Source organism: Marinobacter lacisalsi (assembly GCF_042651045.1).
Lineage (GTDB): Bacteria > Pseudomonadota > Gammaproteobacteria > Pseudomonadales > Oleiphilaceae > Marinobacter > Marinobacter lacisalsi.
This window is the reverse complement of sequence record NZ_JBHSDI010000048.1, coordinates 1-18,929: the sequence shown is the minus strand read 5'-3', so window position 1 is coordinate 18,929 and position 18,929 is coordinate 1. Positions and strand designations below refer to the sequence as shown.

Annotated in this window: 18 protein-coding genes; 1 reads left to right on the top strand and 17 read right to left on the bottom strand. The window is 56.6% G+C overall.

Annotated features, from left to right (window positions below; genetic code table 11):
- Positions 1–122: 122 nt before the first annotated feature.
- The 17 genes from ACFOZ5_RS13855 to ACFOZ5_RS13775 all read right to left on the bottom strand — a co-directional run bounded on the left by ACFOZ5_RS13855 (position 123) and on the right by ACFOZ5_RS13775 (position 18,044).
- Positions 123–323, bottom strand: coding sequence for a hypothetical protein (locus tag ACFOZ5_RS13855; protein ID WP_379888284.1), 201 nt, complete (start codon positions 321–323; stop codon positions 123–125).
- A 54-nt stretch (positions 324–377) separates the two neighbouring features.
- Positions 378–860: a hypothetical protein gene (locus ACFOZ5_RS13850; RefSeq protein ID WP_379888282.1), complete on the bottom strand. Its 483-nt coding sequence runs from the start codon at positions 858–860 to the stop codon at positions 378–380.
- Positions 857–1,156 carry a nucleotidyltransferase domain-containing protein gene (locus ACFOZ5_RS13845; RefSeq protein WP_379888280.1) on the bottom strand — a complete coding sequence of 100 codons (300 nt, stop codon included), beginning with the start codon at positions 1,154–1,156 and terminating at the stop codon, positions 857–859. Before ACFOZ5_RS13845 ends, ACFOZ5_RS13850 begins: the two co-directional genes overlap by 4 nt.
- Positions 1,157–1,489: 333 nt before the next feature.
- Positions 1,490–3,421: a polysaccharide biosynthesis protein gene (locus ACFOZ5_RS13840; RefSeq protein ID WP_379888278.1), complete on the bottom strand. Its 1,932-nt coding sequence runs from the start codon at positions 3,419–3,421 to the stop codon at positions 1,490–1,492.
- 154 nt (positions 3,422–3,575) lie between these two features.
- A complete protein-coding gene (locus ACFOZ5_RS13835) occupies positions 3,576–4,133 on the bottom strand; it encodes a sugar transferase (protein ID WP_379888290.1) in 558 nt (185 codons plus the stop codon).
- A 42-nt stretch (positions 4,134–4,175) separates the two neighbouring features.
- The gene (locus tag ACFOZ5_RS13830) at positions 4,176–5,132 is read right to left on the bottom strand and encodes a UDP-glucose 4-epimerase family protein (RefSeq protein ID WP_379888288.1); all 957 of its coding nucleotides are present in this window, start codon (positions 5,130–5,132) and stop codon (positions 4,176–4,178) included.
- 13 nt (positions 5,133–5,145) lie between these two features.
- Positions 5,146–6,273: a glycosyltransferase family 4 protein gene (locus ACFOZ5_RS13825; RefSeq protein ID WP_379888276.1), complete on the bottom strand. Its 1,128-nt coding sequence runs from the start codon at positions 6,271–6,273 to the stop codon at positions 5,146–5,148.
- Positions 6,270–7,454: a glycosyltransferase family 4 protein gene (locus tag ACFOZ5_RS13820; protein WP_379888286.1), complete on the bottom strand. Its 1,185-nt coding sequence runs from the start codon at positions 7,452–7,454 to the stop codon at positions 6,270–6,272. The genes ACFOZ5_RS13825 and ACFOZ5_RS13820 overlap by 4 nt, the downstream gene beginning before the upstream one ends.
- Complete coding sequence (locus ACFOZ5_RS13815) at positions 7,454–8,596, bottom strand: glycosyltransferase (RefSeq protein ID WP_379888274.1); 1,143 nt, start codon at positions 8,594–8,596, stop codon at positions 7,454–7,456. Before ACFOZ5_RS13815 ends, ACFOZ5_RS13820 begins: the two co-directional genes overlap by 1 nt.
- A 9-nt stretch (positions 8,597–8,605) precedes the next feature.
- Entirely contained in the window at positions 8,606–9,472 is an 867-nt protein-coding gene (gene murB / locus ACFOZ5_RS13810; RefSeq protein WP_379888272.1) for a UDP-N-acetylmuramate dehydrogenase, read from the bottom strand.
- 88 nt (positions 9,473–9,560) lie between these two features.
- The gene (locus tag ACFOZ5_RS13805; RefSeq protein WP_379888270.1) at positions 9,561–10,820 is read right to left on the bottom strand and encodes a UDP-N-acetylglucosamine 1-carboxyvinyltransferase; all 1,260 of its coding nucleotides are present in this window, start codon (positions 10,818–10,820) and stop codon (positions 9,561–9,563) included.
- Positions 10,820–11,251: a serine O-acetyltransferase gene (locus tag ACFOZ5_RS13800; RefSeq protein WP_379888268.1), complete on the bottom strand. Its 432-nt coding sequence runs from the start codon at positions 11,249–11,251 to the stop codon at positions 10,820–10,822. The genes ACFOZ5_RS13805 and ACFOZ5_RS13800 overlap by 1 nt, the downstream gene beginning before the upstream one ends.
- Before the next feature lie 62 nt (positions 11,252–11,313).
- A complete protein-coding gene (locus ACFOZ5_RS13795) occupies positions 11,314–12,573 on the bottom strand; it encodes a lipopolysaccharide biosynthesis protein (protein WP_379888266.1) in 1,260 nt (419 codons plus the stop codon).
- A gap of 228 nt (positions 12,574–12,801) precedes the next feature.
- Positions 12,802–13,986, bottom strand: coding sequence for a glycosyltransferase family 4 protein (locus ACFOZ5_RS13790; RefSeq protein WP_379888264.1), 1,185 nt, complete (start codon positions 13,984–13,986; stop codon positions 12,802–12,804).
- 50 nt (positions 13,987–14,036) lie between these two features.
- Positions 14,037–15,254: a glycosyltransferase family 4 protein gene (locus tag ACFOZ5_RS13785; RefSeq protein ID WP_379888262.1), complete on the bottom strand. Its 1,218-nt coding sequence runs from the start codon at positions 15,252–15,254 to the stop codon at positions 14,037–14,039.
- Between the two features lie 3 nt (positions 15,255–15,257).
- A complete protein-coding gene (locus tag ACFOZ5_RS13780) occupies positions 15,258–16,988 on the bottom strand; it encodes a hypothetical protein (RefSeq protein WP_379888260.1) in 1,731 nt (576 codons plus the stop codon).
- Between the two features lie 129 nt (positions 16,989–17,117).
- The gene (locus ACFOZ5_RS13775) at positions 17,118–18,044 is read right to left on the bottom strand and encodes a hypothetical protein (protein ID WP_379888258.1); all 927 of its coding nucleotides are present in this window, start codon (positions 18,042–18,044) and stop codon (positions 17,118–17,120) included.
- A 129-nt stretch (positions 18,045–18,173) separates the two neighbouring features.
- Between ACFOZ5_RS13775 and ACFOZ5_RS13770 the strand changes: the two genes are divergently transcribed.
- Positions 18,174–18,872, top strand: coding sequence for a transposase (locus ACFOZ5_RS13770; RefSeq protein WP_379888255.1), 699 nt, complete (start codon positions 18,174–18,176; stop codon positions 18,870–18,872).
- Positions 18,873–18,929: the final 57 nt, after the last annotated feature.

The following is an 18,929-nucleotide window of genomic DNA, read 5'->3' as shown; positions in this document are numbered from 1 at the left end:
GCCTCGTCAACAGGCCGGATATATGGCAGCAACCTGTCCCTCATCAACGTCTGAGGCCTTGCAAATGGGAGGAGACCATATATGTTCTTCCGTGGATTCCGTGGCCAATCAAGTCCTTGAAGTCAGGCCCCCAGCCGCCGCACACCACTATCGGACGGTTCTTCAAGCGGCGCAGAATGACACCACACCAGATCCGCCACCTCACCATTGGGGGCGTAACCGGTGGGTGCCTCGCGGATCAGGTCGACAATGCGGGCGCAGTCGAAGTTCTGGCTGGCGAGGGAGAGTTTCTTCAGGAGGGATGCCACATCGTCCCAAGGCATGGAGGCTTCCCGGGTGAAGACGTGAAAACTGGCTTGTACTCACTACACAATATTCTAAGACAACGTCGACACGTCTAGAATCTGCTTTTGCAGCCGGTTTGCAAATTGCTTCAGAGTGTTCAGGTTGTCATGAGCCGTTGTTAGGGCATCATACAGTGTCTGAGCATCTTCAATATACTCGTGAATCATCTGGTTCCGTAGCTGCCTCAAGGCTATCCACTGCTCCGAGGACTCCAGCCAACCATACTTCTCCGCTTTATCCAGATTTATAAGAAGCGCGCGATCTGGCTCGCCTAAGGCCTTTAGTAGAGCCGGTAACAGTTTATCGCCCAATGTGTCCTGCAGGCGACAAAAGCGACTGGTGAACGCCTCTACACGCAGCGCCAAATCCGGGGTGGAGTCCAGCTTCTCAACAGCCTCGTACGTGAAAGCGCCGGCAAAGACCTGCTCGCTCGCATAGTCAAGATGCTTGATTTCCTTATCCACAACCCGGTTCAGAAACTTTAGTCTCTCCTGTGTTTCTGGTGAGGTCTTCACAGAGCAATTCCTTGTGCCCGGGCAATCTGGTGAATGGCGGCGGTAGACATGTTGGGCGCATCCAGCAGAATGTCAACCTTCCTGTCACCTAGCCGACTAATGATTTTGGCCTGCAACCTGGCCACATCCCAGGCCGGGTGCTCGATGAAACTGTCTACCTTGACGAGCAAATCGATGTCCCCACCCTTGGCGGTGTCATCCGTCCGTGAGCCAAAAAGCAAGACTTGCGCCTGCGCGCCAAAGATGGCCTTTACAGAACTTTTGATGATTTCCACATCTTTGGGCGTGAGTCTCATACGCACTCTCCTAAAGGTTCGTGGTTCAGAGTATATGAAGAAGAGGCCACCGGTTAAACAGCAAACCGGGATTTACTCCTATCAAGCAAACTCCGTCCACCTTCAACCCCCTAACCGCCGAACACCACTATCAGACGTTTCTTCAAGCGGCGCAGAATGACACCAAATCAGATCCGCCACATCCCCGTTAGGTGCGTAACCTGTGGAACCTCGCGGATGAGATCAAGAAATCCACGGAAGGAAAGACAAAAAGACCGAAATAATCTGGTAACTTTTTCTTTCTCTTTTTTCCGTGTTCTTCCGCGGATTCCGTGGCCAATCAAGTCGTTGAACTCAGGCCCCCAACCGCCGGACACCACTATCGGAATTGTCTTCAAGCGGCGCAGAATGACACCACACCAGATCCGCGACTTCGCCATTGGGTGCGTAGCCGGTAGGTGCCTCACGGATCAGGTCGGCAATGCGGGCGCAGTCGAAGTTCTGGCTGGCGAGAAGGAGTTTCTTGAGGAGGGATTCCACATCCTCCCAGGGCATGGACGCTTCCCGGGCCATCATGATGCGGGGGTGGTTGGTGCCCTGGGGGTTGTCGCCGATGAGCAGTTCCTCAAACAGCTTCTCCCCCGGGCGCAGGCCGGTAAAACGGACCTCGATATCACCATCAGGATTGTCTTCAGTCTTCTCGGACAGCCCCATCAAATGCACCATCTTGCGGGCCAGGTCGACAATCTTCACCGGCTCGCCCATATCCAGCACGAAGACCTCTCCACCCTGCCCCATGCTACCGGCCTGCAGCACCAGCTGGCTGGCTTCCGGGATAGTCATGAAGTAACGGATGATATCCGGGTGGGTCACCGTTACCGGCCCTCCATCGCGGATCTGGTCCCGAAACAGGGGCACCACCGAGCCCGAAGAGCCCAGCACATTGCCGAACCGGACCATGGTGAAACGGGTATCAGTCTGTCGTTCTGCCAGCCCCTGCAACACCAGTTCCGCCAGCCGTTTGCTGGCCCCCATGATGTTGGTGGGTCGCACGGCCTTGTCGGTAGAGATTAGCACAAAGCGTTCCACGCCGGTTTCAATGGCGGCCTCTGCCACGTGCCAGGTGCCGAAGGTGTTGTTCTGTACGCCCTCGATCAAATTGTGCTCCACCAGGGGCACATGCTTGTAGGCGGCGGCATGGTAGACCGTGTGTATGCCGAAAGCCCGCATGACCGCAGCGCAACGACGCCGATGCATAGCGCTGCCAAGTATAGCGCTCAGCTCGACACCCAGACCCTCAATATTGTTGATGGACTGCAGCTCCCGCTCAATGGCGTATAAAGCGTACTCCGACTGATCGAATAACACGAGCTTCGACGGCCTTTGGCGCAAGATCTGCCGGCACAGCTCAGAGCCGATAGATCCACCAGCGCCGGTCACAAATACACACTTCTCGAACAGGCTGGCGGCTACCAGAGCGTTGTCTGACGATACCGGCTCCCGTCCCAACAGGTCTTCAATCTCAAGGTCACGAATGTCATTGATGCGTGCCCGGCCGGAAACCAACTCCGCCATGCTGGGTACGGTCTGCACGGGCACTTCCAGCTGCTCCAGCTCACGGAGTAACTGCTTCCGGTTCAGGTGCGTATCCGGGTCCAGGGCAAGCAAAAGCCGCTTCACACCATGCTTGCGAATAGCCTTTTCAATGTGGTCAATATCATAAACCGGAATACCCTGAATCAAGGTACGGTGATTCGCCCGGCGGTATGTCACAAACATTACAGGCTCATACTGCATATCCTGTAGCAGCGCATCCGCCAGGTGTATGCCTGTCTCACCAGTACCAATGATCGCCACCGGTTCCTTATTACGATGCCTCGGACGGCCAACGAGCATACGCACCCCCATACGGGAGCCACTGACAAAAAGGAATGCCAATGCCGCGTAGATGATGGGCACTGAACGGGGAACAAAAGCCTGTAGCAGATAGGCCAGAGCAATAATGGTAAGCGCGGAGGATCCAACGCCTATGCTGACAGTCAGAAAAGCCTTATCGCTCAGGTACCGGATAATTGCCCGATAAAGCCCCAATCTCGCGAAGATAACAATCGACACCCCAACAGTGATAAGGCCCACCAGAAGCTGGTCCGGGGCCGGCGTCCACGACTTGTCTTCGAGGCGAAGCGCAAAGGCTGCCCAGAAAGAAAATGACAAAAAAACCGCATCCGAAACGACGGAGATCAATCGTTTCTGCAGTCTGGAAAAATTCAAAAAGACCTTTAACATGAATGTCCTTTTAGCGCATCGCTAATGGCAGTTTAGGACAAGATTCGTGATCGGCTCGTTGAGTTTCTGTAACGATCCGAACGAAAAGCGGCGACAGGCGCCTTACTGTAGGGTACAGGTGAGATTCTATTTTCCCTGATGAGGACAACCAAATTCAGTCCCGGCCCGGCACCCGATCACCAGCGCCTTTGCCGGCCACGGTCATGAAAATATAGCGGAAATAGGCCCTGACGGTCAGGTTTTTCAGCATTTTCTCATCCGTCTCTGCCAACAACGCCGGTGTCGACATATCGATATCGTTAACCTGAGCCAACCCTGTAATCCCAGGTCGGGCATCCAAAACCCCACGCTGTTGCCGCTCGGCAATCAGCTCCTCCTGACTGAACAGGCACGGCCTTGGCCCGACAATGCTCATCTCCCCTTTAAGCACATTCCACAGCTGGGGAAGCTCATCCAGCTTGGTACGCCTCAGAAAGCGGCCTAACGGCGTAACGTCATCTGCTTTGGCCAGATGACTGGCCACAGAGGCCGTATTCTTTTTCATGGTACGAAATTTTACCAGTATAAACGGCTTCCTGTGACGCCCGACCCGCTCCTGCCGGAACAGTGGTGACCCGGTATCGAAGAAACCAACCAGGGTGATCAACAGCAGTACAGGAAGCCCGAGCAACAAACCGACCAACGAAAAGACAATATCAAACAGACGAATCAGGAGCAGCATGTAACATTATCCATTAATTGCGGCAGCGGAAATTCAGCGGGAATCAGCCCGGAAATGCTCATTCACGGTATCAGCCAGCCCCTGCTTGACGGTAAAGGGCGGTTGCCATCCCAACAGCCGACGAGCCCTGGTAATATCCACCTGCAGCGAGCCGCACAGCCGCTGAACCAGCGAGCGCGTTCCGGTCAATGCGCCCACGGCCCGGAACAATGCCGGAGGAACCGGCACCAGCATGGGCCGGCGCCCCAATGCCGTTCGCACCAGTTGCAGAAGCCTGGTGGTGGACAGGTCGTCACCATCACTCACCAGGAAGGTCTGGTTCGCCGCAGCGGGGTGTTCAGAGGCAACACAGATAAAATCAACCAGATTGCCCAGGTAGACGAGGCTGCGACGATTATCAATGGCCCCGAAGGGCAGCGGCACAGGCAGGCTGGCGAGCTTCAGAAGACTGCGGAAATTTCCCTTCACGCCCGGGCCATAGACCAGCGGCGGCCGGATAATAACCACTTCCATGCCAGTCTTTTGCGCCATATCCCGCAAGTCATCTTCCGCTTCCCGCTTGGAAATGCCATAGGCATCTTCCGGTGCCGGTGCTTCATCTGCCTCAAATGGCCCGCGGTTGTCGGTGTGTTCACCATTCACCTTGACCGAGCTGATAAACACAAAGCGCCGCACCCCGGCTTCCGCCGCCTGACGGGCCAGGTTCAGCGTCCCGTCGCGGTTCACAGCGCGGAAGGCTGCAAGCGGACTTGCCGCATCATCGTGCATGACATGGACCCGGGCCGCACAGTGCATGACAACCTCCGCGCCGGCGAGGGACTCCTGCCAACGGGTATGTCCGTCAATATCCTCCACCTGGTGATACGACACCCCGGGCCCGGGATCAGGGGCCATGGCGGATGCCCGAATCGCCGCTCGTACCGTCGTCCCCTGGTCGGCCAGCGCCCGCACCAGCGCACGCCCCAGAAACCCGCTTGCACCCGTCACCATGACTGTTCGGTGGTCAGGCACTCAACAACCTCCGGTAGATTTCCAGGTGCTGGCGGACGATGGTATCCACAGAGAACTCGCTTTCTGCCAGCTTCCTGCCCTCAGCGCCCATGGCCTTCCGCTCTTCGGGGCAGTCGACGAGATGCTGGATCGCATCAGCCAACTTGCCGGGCTGGCGCAACGGTACCAGCAACCCGGTACGGCCAGGAACGATCGCATCACGACACCCGGGGTGGTCCGTGGTGATAACCGCCCTGCCGGCAGCCGCAGCCTCCACCAGAACCTTTGGCAAACCCTCGCCGTAATAGGAAGGCAGAACCACCATATGGCAGCCAGTGAACAGTTCAGCGATGTCCTTGCAAAAACCAAGGCACTGCACCACGCCCTCCGCCCGCCAGGCATCAAGCTCGTCCTGACGCACCGTTGTAGGATTGCCCGGGTCAGGTTCACCCACCAGCAGACATTCCACCTTCACCCCCCGCTCCCTGAGCAACCGGGCGGCGTCGACGAAGTCCCGCACACCTTTCTCGCCGAGAAGACGCGAGGCAAACACAGCCTTTACCGGGCCTTCCGGCTCGGGCTGCACGTTATACTCCGCCAGGTCGACGCCTGAGCCACGAATCAGGTTTGCCTTTTGCTCCGGCAGCCCCGCGACCCGCACAAGGAGGTTTCGGTCAGACTCGTTCTGAAAAATCACTGCCACCCGGGGCCCACCCATGGAAACCCGGTAAAGCCGTGACACAGCAAAACGTCTGAGCCGCTCGGCAAATGACCTGGCCCGAAAAACCGACCCTAGACCGGAAATGGCCGCCACCACCGACCGAACCGGCGACAAACGGCAGGCAATACCGCCATAGAGCACCGGTTTTATGGTGACCAGGTGGACCAGGTCAGGCCTAAGCCGCCAAAAAAGCAGCCATAAGCGGATAAACGTTACCATCTCCACCAGTGGATTCTGCCCGCTACGGGACATGGGTACCGCATGGTGAACAAAACCATGGTGCCGCACCTCATCAACCTCCGCATCTGACGGGGTGACCACATGCACATCGTAGCCTTCTCCTTTGGCGGCCTGCGCGACAGGTAGACGATGAGAAAGAAAGAACCGGCTGGAATTGACCACAAATACAACGCGCCTCATCTGACCGCCCTCGACAACACGGCACGAAGAACGGACAAATAACGCTTACCCCACGCCTCTGTGCCAAAATTGTGCGACGCGTAGCGCGAGGCCCTTAGGCGCATACTCTCCGCCTGCGCGGCATCACCAAAACAGGAAACCACGTCCGAGGCCCAGTCCTCTGGCGAATCCAGTGACCGAACCCAGCCGGTAACCTCATGATCGACAACTTCCGCCATTCCTCCGGCGTCGCTGACCAATACCGGGATTCCCATATACATGGCCTCCTGCACCGTATTAGGTACGCCCTCATCCCTGGACGGCATAATTAACAGGTCCGCTGCAGACATGAGTGCAACAACATCATCCCGCCACCCCAGAAAGCGGGTAACCGGCGTCAACCCATGCTCCGACACCCGCCCACGCGCCTTTTGCACGTAGGTTTCGTCCCCGAGCCCACCAGCAATAAGCCACTCGAAGTTCAAGGTCGGAGCGAGCTCCCTCACCTTAGCCAGCACATCAGCGGTAAAGCACTGATTCTTCCGGTCACAAACCGTCCCAACCTGAAGAATAACCGCTGGCTTGCCTGACAGACTTTGCCCGCCAGAGTGCACCCTCATACCGGTTGGCAGGCGCGACAGCTCGATGCCGGGGATAATACTGCTAAACTTTCGTTGGTACCGGATTGCCAGATCAGAACCAAAAATCGCTTCTGGTGCCCGCCGGTACTGAAACACGACAGCGGAAGCCAGCCACAACCCGAACCGGTGCAGCCTGCGTACGAGCCCTACCGAAGGCAGTTCGTAGTCTACATCCCAGACTACCGGCCTTCGCGCAAGCAGACAGCCCGCCCCGGCAAAAAGCACGCCCTTGCTGCCCCGCAGCCACACCACATCCGCCCCTACCTTGCGGGCAACGCGGAATACTCGCAGGTTCTGCAGCATCAACAAGACCAACAGCCAGACCCGGAATAACCCGCCGCGCCGGAATACATCAGCGCCCCGGGTTTTCAATCCACCGACGGGGTCAAGCTCTACACTCTCGATGCCCTGCTGGCGAGCCGCCTTCAATACCTCACTCCCGGCATCTGAAGCAACGCATACCGCTACGCCCAGGCTCTGCAACTCCCTGGCCAGCGTCAACATGCGGCGGGGCGCGCCTGTCAGGCCTCCCGGCGTTGGCATGTACATCAGTAACTTCATCACGTCCTGCGAGAATCCGCGTTATTAGTCAACGCTGACCGATACAGACCCTCGATATAATCCATGTAGTTGTCGGCGGAGAATCTCTCAGTCACCAACTGCCGTGACCTTACCCCAAGGGCATCGAGATTGCCGGAGGAAACCAACGTCTCAAGACCCTCGACAATGGCCTCGCTGGTCAGCTGGACAACACAACCATTGCCATCAATGAATTTCTGCTTCGACATCCCTGTATCTGAGAGCAGCAAGGCATTGCCAGCATACATAGCTTCCATCACACTCTGTGAGGGGTAGTTATCAGGTTCGATTACGGATACGAATATTTTACTTTTAATAACATAGGGTGCGACATCACTCACCTTTCCGACAAAAGCCCGATCGTTATCAATCCACTGCGAAAGTATTGATTTGATGATCTCTTCATCCGGGCCATTACCAAGAATATCCACACGCCAGTTATCGTATCTGGACAGAAACGCATCAACTGCGTGCGCAAACAGGATTCCGTTTTTTCGGCTGATCAAACGGGCGGCAAAGGTAATAGAATCATCTTTGGCCCGCGGCATTGAGGGAATCAGCGTTGAGGGCCGAAAATACGGCAACGGTGCTACCGTCAGCCTGTGGTCACCAACATACTTCCGGCTTACATCATAAACCGAATCACTGACGGCATTGAAAAGCGTATGCCCCTTAATAAAGTCTTCAGGCATCGCCTCCAGATGTTTTGCGATATCCGGGCTGGTCACTTCAAAAACGGTTGAGCACCCGGCCACTGAAGGAACGGGGAACGAAAAGTCCAGGAAAATATGGGCAATATCAACCTTGCGGCATTTTACCAGTTCTGGCACCCCCGCTGCGCGGTGTTTATAGACTATTCGTCTCAGTAAGGCACTCTTCGCCAGTAACCGTCGCACCCCTCGTCTGGATCGTTTCTCAACGGAAGCCATGCCCGCGCTGCCCTTGTCATAAACAACCACATGTGGAAGAAGTTCAGGAAAGTGCTTCTCAATATGGCCATACAATCCACCTGAAACCCACAGCTCTACGTCATGACCACGCTCCAGCAGGTGGCTGAAGATCTTTACAGCACGCCTTTCTGCCCCGTGAAAGATGTTCGACCGGACGACGACAGCGACCTTCATCAATCCCCCCTAAATAACAATGCGCTGCCCGAACTCGTCGAGGGCAATGGTCTCGACCTTCAGGTCTTCGCCTGTACGGTCACGGGCTGCCTGCTTCATATCTCTGATCAGGGACAGCACATCTTCCGCACGAGCCTGGTGCCGATTGACAATAAAGTTCCCATGGGACTCCGCAACAGCCGCACCTCCGCAGGCCACGCCTTTAAAGCCAAGGTCCTCCATGATTTTGCCGGGCGGGCCAAACCGATCGTACATGGCGGGATCACTGACAAAAACCGAACCGCAGTTGGGCTGTTTCAACGGGAATTTCCTGCGTCTTTGCGCCAGGATCCTGAGCATCGTCCGCCTGATCGTGCTTAACTCCCCCGGGGTGAGCTGCACGGTGGCAGAGGCGACCACCTCATCAGTAGTCTGGAAAACGGAGCTCCTGTAGGAGAAAGCACACTGCTGCCGGTTACGCACCTTTACCGAACCATCAGCCGCCACGCTGGTGACTTTATCGATTACATCACCTATTCCATTGCGGAGACTGCCTCCGTTCATACAGACCAGGCCGCCAAGTGTTCCGGGAATACCGCAGGTATGCTCAATGCCGGTGAGCCCGGCCTTCATGACGATACGGGCAAGCCCGGGTACCCAAATACCTGCTTCCGCGCTTACCCTGGTACCTTCGACCGAATAACCCGCCAACCGTTCGCCAAGCCTTACGCAGATAACCTTCAACCCACGGTCAGAAAACAACAGATTACTGGTGCTACCAATAAAAACGTGCGGCAGCTTCTGTACGTTCAACCACCGTCGGAGCTTGACCAGCTCTTCAAGACTGGCCGGTTCCACCACAACATCGGCCAGGCCACCGATACGCCAACGGCTCATTGCAGCCAGATCAACCGACGTGTGGACGCCGCCGGGACACAGGACTCTCAACGAACGTATATGGCTGGCTTCGGGTGTGGCGCGATCGCTAGATCGACTGCACATCGGCGCCCAAACCTCTTAACTTCTCCAGGAACCGATCGTAGCCCCTGAAAATCTGCCAGGCATCGGTAATGACTGTCTCACCGTCGGCGATCAGACCACACAGCGTCAGTGCAGCACCCGCACGCAAGTCCAGGGCCCGGACTTCCGCTCCGCTCAACCGGCCACCGGCACCATGAATAACCAGCATGTCACCCGCAATCTCATACCTCAGGCCCATCCTTGCCATTTCCTGGGCGTAACCGTAACGCCCCGGGAAGCGGAGGTCAGTAATCCGTGACTCACCCGAAGCACGGGCGCCCCACGCCGCCAGCAGCGGCTGAACATCCGAATTGATCCCCGGGTGCGGCCCTGTGCTGATCTCGACGGGATAGCACGCCCCACCCCTTACCAACAGAGAGTCGTCCGCACGATAGAGGGCAGCACCTGCCGCCTTCAGATGGGCCAACACGACTTCAAGATCCCGGTACGGGAAATCCCGGATCTCCACCTCGCCCTTGGTCATCACAGCACCAATCAGCCAGGTGATCGCCTCCATGTTGTCGGGTATAACCCTGTGTTCTGTGCCACTGAGCTTTTCAACACCCGTCACCTTGACGTGTTCCTGCCCGAACACCTCGATTTTTGCGCCCATCGAGCGAAGCATGGCCACAAGATCCAGAATCTCCGGCCGGATATGGGGGTTCCAGATTCGGGTGCTACCGCTGGCCAGGCAACTGGCGATAATGGCATTTTCCGTCGCGCCGGTTGAGCGGATCGGCAGGTGAATATCAGCCCCTTTTAACCCCTTCCCGGCGCTGGCACACAAGTAGCCATCCTCTTCAAATACCTCGGCGCCGAGCTTTTCGAGCAACATCACATGCAGGTCGTATTTGCGGTCACCCAACTGACACCCTCCGGGCAGAGGTACTCTTGCTTCACCCAAGCGGGTAACCAACGCCCCCAGAATCAAAAGTGTGTTGCGAATAGAACGATCGGTCCACGTAAGGCTGGTTTTCAGCGCAGTGGATTCAGAGATGACCACCTGATCAGTTCCGACCACGCTGACGCCCTTGCCAAGCACCCGCAGCATGTCCAGGTGGACCTGGGCATCAAGCAACTGGTTGGGATGGTTGAGCAGTGAGACCCGCTCCGGTGTCAGCAAGGACGCAGCCAGCAGCCGCAAGGCAGAATTCTTCGCCCCGCCCAGTGTTACCGTGCCCTCAAGCCGCGCCGGCTTTACCAGCAAACGTTCAACGCTTTCCACTAACCTTCCTCTTGCGCTTGTGCGGGTTTATGGATGACCCGTGCAGGGACACCGACGGCCGTACACCCATCCGGAACATCATCAAGGACAACGGCATTCGCCCCAATGATACAGTTTTCCCCTACGTTGATCTTCCCGGCTAGTACAGCGCCGGCAAAAATGACGGTATTGCGGCCTACAGAAGGGTAACTATTGCTGCTCGAGTCTCCCATCCGGGCGCCACCAATGGTCACGTTCTGATAGACCACTACCTTCTCACCAACAGTGACGCCTTCGCCGATCACCACCCCCACGGGATGCTTCAGCTTTAGTGATGGCGAAATATTCGATTTTTCCGAGATAAAAACCCCATACTTCAGCTGCATGCGGGCAGATATCCACTTTGCCAGGCCCATATGACCCTGTTGCCGGGCGCGAAGCATCAGCTTCATGTGGGCCATTACCCTGGGCTGAACCCCACCCATAAACAGATGCCTGATAAGCCTTGCCAGTCTCACAACGCTGCTCCCTTTTCTGTCAGCTTTCTCAAGAAAAACACAACGTAGACACTAATCAGAAGATAGAAACCCGCCATTAACCAGGAATAGAGACCCACAAACGTCCCGGCCGCTGCCTCGTTGCTGAAAAGGAGCCCATAAAGCACAAGCAGGCATACCAGCCGGAACACATTGATGCCCAGAAACACCTTCTGCAATCCGAAAACATTGAGTACTTTCATCAATGGTGCGGAGGTGAACTGGAAGAACAGATATACAGACAGCAAAGACGCGTAAACACCCGCCTCCCGCCACTCGGAACCGAACGCCACCATGAACAGGTACTCCCCTGCGAAATAGATAACCAGCGCGGGGACGATAGCCAGTAAAAACAGATTCCGTTGTATGACTAACGTAAGCTGGTATATGCGGCCGGGTTGCTTTTTGGTCAGCCGGGCGGTTTCCGCATAGTAGGCACGGGCCATCGACGTACCCACAAGATTTACTGGCAGCGCCAAGGCCATCAAGGCCAGTCCGAGCTGGCCAGTGACCCCGGCACCATACATGAACCCGGCAAACAGCAGGGGCGACTGCGCCGAGAACACCAGCAGGAACTGTGACGGCAAGCGAAAGAAGGGGTACTCCCGATACAGCACGGTGGCCTTCTTCATCCTGGCCCAGCGGACCGCAGCCAGGGCTTTCCGACCGTCCTGCCGAAAGCGGGCAAGCATGGTGCCTACGCCCATACTCTGGCTCGCAATCTGACCAACGATCAGCCCAAGCGGATGAACGCCCAATACGCCAAGGGCCACCTTGACCGACTCGCCAGCGAACGACTGGAAAACCTGCGTGCGGGCCAGTAGCCGGTAATCCCGCTGGCGGGTGGCCCACATGGTCATCAGCTCATAGCCGGAAACGGCAAAGGCACCCAGCACAATAAGCCACCAGTAGGGTGCCAAAGCCTCAGCGGAAACCAGACTGAGTAAGGGAGAATGAAATAACCAGAGGAGTGTGCCTGCCACTGCCGTACTGATAACCAGCAATAGCAGGTTCAGTGCAAAAAGATTGAAGGCGAACGCTTCAACCCGGGGCAGGGGGACTGCCACAACATAACGCAGCGTCAGTACCGGTGCCGTTACCATCAGAAAGGCCGTAAACAGAGACAGCACACCAAAATCATCGGGTGTGTAGAGCCGGGTCAGTACCGGTATCGAGGCAATGCCAATGACACGGGCAAAGCTGGCCCCCATGGCCAGGGTGAGCATACCCCTGAGCACGTCCCCGGCACCCTTGCCCCAAAAAAACCGGATTATTCGTTCAATGATCACAGACTCCAGATCATAGGTGGCACCTCACATACCGAGGATCTCACGGAACCAACACCCTAGAAGCCTTAGCTTCGATCGAATAGAAGAAAACTTGAATCCCTTATACCTGAAAACCACGGGCATGGGCCTGATCCTTATTGGCGATTCCGGGGTGATAATTTAAATAGAGCAAACAGCTCAGGCAGGCACCTCCTGCTCCAGTTGCCCAAGCGCCAGAATATCCGCCGCCATTTCATCCATGATGCGATGCCGGGCATAGTTCTCACGGAAGCTTTCCCGGGGGTAGTGCGCCAGCTTCAGCTCCGCGAATGCCTGGACAGCCCCCTCCACATCACAGGGCCGGAAGATCGCGACGCCCTCCGCCTGCTCTGTCAGGAAGTCCCGGCAGTAACCATCAACGCCCGCCAGCACGGGTTTGCCGGTAGCGAGGTATTCAAATAGCTTGGACGGCAGCACCTTCAGGAAGGCCGGCAAGTCGTTGAGGTGCAGGAACAGCACGTCCGCCTGATCGTAATAATCCAGCAACTGGTCCCTGGCAACCGGGCCAACAAACGCCACTGGCGCCCCGAGCGCGTCACATCGCCGCATCAGCGCGGAGCGGGTGGCGCCATCACCAATCACGGTAAACGACGCCCGGTCAGCCAGCCGCACGGACAATTCAGGCAGAATGCGCTCCAACCCCTGGCCATGGCCGATGTTCCCCGCGTATACAATCTGCACCTTGCCCTTAGTGCGCTCCGCTGGAGGCACCGCGCTGGCCTCGAAATCATCATCAATGCCATTAGTGAACAGGCTATAAGAAACGTCCGGGCGGATGTTCCGGAAATAGGGCAAAAAACCCGGCGACACCAGGTTCACCCGCGCGGCCCGGTTAACGGCGTAACGCTCTATACGAGACAAGAGCCCTTTCAGGGGCAATACGGCCGCAGAGGGGTAAATGTACTGGATGGTATCGATAAAAATATCACGGATATCCAGGTAGTAGGCAGCGCCCTTCTGCCTGGCCAGCCATGCGCCAAGGGCAGCAGTCATCAGCCGTGAAGAGGTGGCGATCACCACATCATAGCGGGATTCCGGCGCCTTGCTGGCCGCCACCCGGGCAAACGCCGCGAACGAGCGAACCTGGCCAATAATACCCCACCGATGCCGGGGCAACGCAGCCTGAAATACCCGGTAGTCAGCGTCCGCCGCTTCCGGTGCGTCCGGCTGGTGAGTCCGGTAGCGGTTAGGCTCTGTGGTCACCACATCCAGTTGCACATCACCATGCCCCTGCCGGACCAACGCCTCCGCCAGAGCCCTGGCCCGGAACGCACCGGCGCAAAGGTCCGGCGGAAAGTAATAGCTGACTAACAGAATCTTCAAAGGTATCACGGACAAGGGTGAATGAATGGAGCCGGTATATCACCGGTGTTTCAGGCAGGCGGCAGGATACGCTTGTAAAGATCGACAAGGGCGCTCTCCTGCGCCTCCCAGTTCAGTGTAGCAGCTGCTTGCCTGGCGTTAGCCGAATAACGGGCTCGCAGTTCCGGGTCGTCAACCAGTCGCTGCAGCGCCTTGGCCAGGGCTTCCACATCGCCAGGGGGTGTCAGGATGCCCAGGTCATGGTCTTTCACCACCCGGGAGATCTCGGGCAGAGCTGATGCAACCACTGGCAAACCTGCCACCACATACTCGAACAGTTTGTTGGAGTCAGTCGTGAAATGGTTCAGGCACGTATTCTCGATCGGCTGAACACCAATGTTGGCGGAAGCTGTGTAGTATGGAAGCTCATCGAGAGACACCGTGGGTATGAAGAACACCCTTTGCTCCAGGCCATGTTCCCGTACCATGGCCTGGAGCTGGCCCGCGATATTGCCACCACCGACAAATACCACATAGGCTCCCTGTAAAAGGGCAGCGGCCTCAACCAGCCGGTCAAGTCCCCGCCCCCGCTGCAATCCGCCCTGGTAAATTATCACTGGCCAGGGTTCTTTCAGCTGCAGGTGCTCACGTAACCGGTTACTTTCAATGGGCGGCAACCGGCGCGGCCGGTTCTGAAGTACCAGCGGACGGGGCACATGGTAGGCCCGGGCAAAGAACTTTGCCCGCAGATCCGTAGTGGTGATCGACGCCGCAACTCTTGGCATGATTGTCTTCTCGATCCAACCAACCGCCTTGCGAAACGCTTTGTACCCTTCCCGGTCGGTACTGATTTCGTGCGCGTCGTAGACCAGCGGCACCCCCAAGCACTTCGCCGCCAGCCAGGCGGTCGGCAAGGTATTCACATCGTGTGCATGAATAACATCCGCCCGAGAGCGGACCAGGCGCCACCATAGTCTCAGATGAGTAATGGAACGGGTCGAAAGGCGAAATAACTGGTGGCCAGTACCCGGCGGCGAAGCTAGTGGCTGCGTGGGAGCCCCGGCTGCACTGGCCTGTGCGCCGCCCTTGCGGAAGCTCCAGAAGGGGCTACGCACGACCCTTTCAACGCGGATACCGGGTTCAAGCTCTTCGGACTCAAGCGTTTTACTGGGAGTGTGCAACGCATGGACAATTATCTGATGGCCTGCGGCTGCCAGAGTCTGCGCCTCTTTCAGCACCCTGGCGTCATTGACAAACTCATTCCATACCAGCATGGCTATACGTGCCAAAATTCACTCCTCAATAGCATCGTTTTGCAGAGTGTTCAGTGTGTCCAGAATGTCGGGGAGCAGCTTCAGAGATGCGATAAACTGTTGGCGGTTAGTAAACTCTTCAAGACTGTACAGTAACGCCGATAGCCGGGCTTTGCATGGGTCGACCTGGTAGCGATCTTTGGCCTCGCCTGCTGCCAGGTAGTCTACCAGCTCCGCGAGGCCCTTCCCGGCCACTGGCCAACCGGCGCCAAGCGGCTCTATAGCCCATTTGTCCCAGTTCAGCACAATCAACGACTGGTCCGCGTCATTCTGCCAGATGGATCTTTTTATATTGGGGTTCACCAGAACCAGGGGCAAAGATTTCAGGTGCGACCGCAACTCGCTCAGCCGGTTCACCAGTTCGGCAACTAGTAATGTGTCGACCCGGCTGGAGCAGGCAACGTGGAGTCGCTCCAGCACCTCCGATGAAAGGCGATCTGCCAGCAAAGGGCGTGATCTGACATAGCGATTGACCAGCCGGGCGGAAAGCTGAGTCATTAAAAACTGCTTGTTCAAAGCGGAAACAACTTTTTTGGCGCGCCTGATCTTCAAAACCTTGCCTGGCGACATCTGATAGACATGGCAGGCAAATCGGTCTACCTCCGTCGCCAGGATCAGCCCAGGCATGGGAACCTGTTCCAGACCCTCGGTTGCCAGGGTGGCTTCATGCTGCGCCGGAGACCTGCGATTGAAGTCGAATAGCTTGACCAGAAACGTTTGATCCGGTGTGTCAGTGTTAGACACCAACAGCTGGGGCATATTTGGTTTGCTGCTTTCCAGCCATTGCACCTGCAACTGATCCGCCTTGACCGACTGTGCACCGGCCTCTTCCAACACTTGTGGGAGCCAGCTTCCTCGAACTTCGGGTTGCAGGAGCGACCAGAGGCTCTTTTTTCCCGGTTTTGGGACTTGGCTCACCAAAACCTGACTGTGAAAAAACAGTGCATCCAGTCTTGGTCGTTGCTGGGCAAGCCCATGCAACCCAGAAACCAGCGCCGTCGCGCGGCCAAAAACCTGCCGGCTCGCCAGTATGGAAATGATGGCGATGATAAAACCCGGCGGCGATAAGAAAATAAACTCCACCACCAGGTACGCAAAAACCAGAAAGAACCCCAGATTGGCGGCCAGCCCAAGGGCAGCGCCCAACTTCTGGTCCAAATACTCCCCGAACCGCTCGCTGACCCGGTAAGCGGTGACGAATACCACAAAAACCAGTAGCGAATAACCGGCAATGAGCCCTGCCATGGAGGGGTAGAACCAACCTAACGCAAACAAAGCCAGAGGGATGAAAACACCCGCCGCCAGGGCACTGGAATAACGTTGATAGGCCCTGGCCGCCACGTCTTCCTGATTCTCGAACAACACCATCTTTTGGCTTTTGCCCAGCAACTTGCCCGCGGCCACCTCTGTTGCCCTGGCGATGAGCTTCTCCGCCAGAAGGCTCAGCAGGAAGAAACCAATGGTGGCGCCACTCAACCAGGCAATCAGCAGGTCGCGGTCCAGTTGCGCGAAGGCCGCCGGGAAATACCGGGGCATACCCTCTGAGCCAAGCAGAATAATAATCTTCAGAGGAAGGAAAAAGGACAGAAGCGAAGCGATCTGCGCAACAAGGGTCAGAACCACGATGACGAGCGTCAGAAACGGCACCACACGATAGAACTTGGCACCCAGCGACAGGGACCAGCGTAAAACAGAGAGGATTTCAATCATTAAGAAAGGGACTACTCAAATGGACTCAAAATGGAATGTAAATTCAAGAGCCAGCTGCAAACGCCAGCCAGTACCCAGGCCATTTCCTGATGGGCTCTGAAAGCATAGGCTGGGCGTCGCTCCTGAAACTTATTGCCCCTCGCCCAATAAAGCTTCCAGACTTTCAGCAGCAAGAATATTGATTACCCACCGGTCCAATTGCTCATCAGTAGCCGCTTTAAGCCGTTCATCGGCCCAGGCGGGAATGGGGCCGAATTTTAGCTGAATTTGCTTGCGCAGTGTGCCTTCAACGCCTTCATGCATGCCTTTCTGCATGCCCTCCTCCACGCCTTCGGCCCGGAGTCGGTCGCTCAAGCTTGCCATGGTATTGCTCTCCTGCGGGTATTGCTGCTGATACAGTTCCATTTCATTATCATCCAGGGCTGTGTAGATGTCGATAAAGTCCAGGTACTTGAGTTGCTTCTCCGGGTCTGGCTCCAGCGTGCTTAGACCTCGGGTGGCCCGGGCGTAAACCTCCAGTTTCTGATTCTCATGCCAGTGCATCAGGCTCAGGCACAGGCGGGCGATCAGGTTGTTGCTGTCCCAGTGATCCTCCGCTTCCAGCTCCGGTAACGCGCAACGTATATAGCGGAAGCTCAGATAGTCATAACGTTCACTGCCCAGCACCAGGCTATCCGCCTCCTGACTGTTCGTGTTCAGAAAGATCACGACCGGTACCACCCGAGTCGTCTGGCAGAGATCAGCCAGGTCCAGGCAATAATGGGCAAGGCGATGGACAGAGAAGCGGCTGGGACTGGTTTCTTCTTCCAGCACAAACAGCAGTGTTTCGCGACGGCCATCCGACCACTCAGCCAGCAACGGTACATCCAGCTCCCTGAAACGTTCGCCAAGACGCTCCTTCAGTTGCTCCTGCCGCAACGGAACAATGCGAACAGAATCGTCCAGATCAGCCGCCTCCTGCGGACTGAACAGCTCTATCGCCTGCCGGGGATAGTCGAGAATGAGGTTCTTGAAGTTCTGGTCGTGACTGATCGGGGTGCCGTTTTTCCGTGGCATGGCTCATCCCTGTGCGAGAGTGGATACCAGCCATTTTGCTGAGGTGATCATATACTGTCAAGAAAAACTGTTTTTTTATACAGTCTTTTGCCAGAATCACCGTAAAGCGAACAACGACACGGAGTCACCATGCCAAGGCCCAGGCACCAACAGGTCAGTCTTGCCGATACCCCCTACTACCACATCATCTCCCGCTGTGTGCGGCGGACCTTTCTGTGCGGGGAAGACCATGCCACTGGTCGCAGCTACGAACACCGGCGGGGCTGGATCGAAGAGCGCATACGGCTGCTCGCGTCGCTGTTTACCGTGGACGTGGCCGCCTACGCGGTGATGTCCAACCACTACCATCTGGTCATCAAACTCAGTCCCGAACAAGCCAACTCATGGAGCAATGACGAAATACTGGCTCGATGGTGCTGTCTTTACCAGGGCCCGCCTCTCGTAAAGCGCTACCAACGAGGCGAAACTCTGCGCGATGCCGAGTTACGACGGGTGAACCAGTATGCAGAAACCTTCAGGGAACGGCTGACGGATCTTAGCTGGTTCATGAAGTGCCTCAACGAACCTATTGCCAGAAAAGCCAACCAGGAAGGTGACTGCACGGGGCACTTCTGGGAGTCACGGTTCAAGTCGCAACCTCTCGAAACCGAAGAAGCCTTGCTCACCTGCATGGCCTACGTAGACCTCAACCCCATCCGGGCCGTCATGGCCGATACGCCGGAAACCTCTGACTACACCAGCATTCAGGAACGCATACAGCCAACGTTCAACCTGGCCGACGCGGAGTCTGTCAACGTAGTTGTCGCGTTTAAGTCATCAGCTCTTTAACAGTTCGCCGCCTTTTCCGGATTCAGAGTCACTGATTCCGGTAAGCTGAAGTTTCGG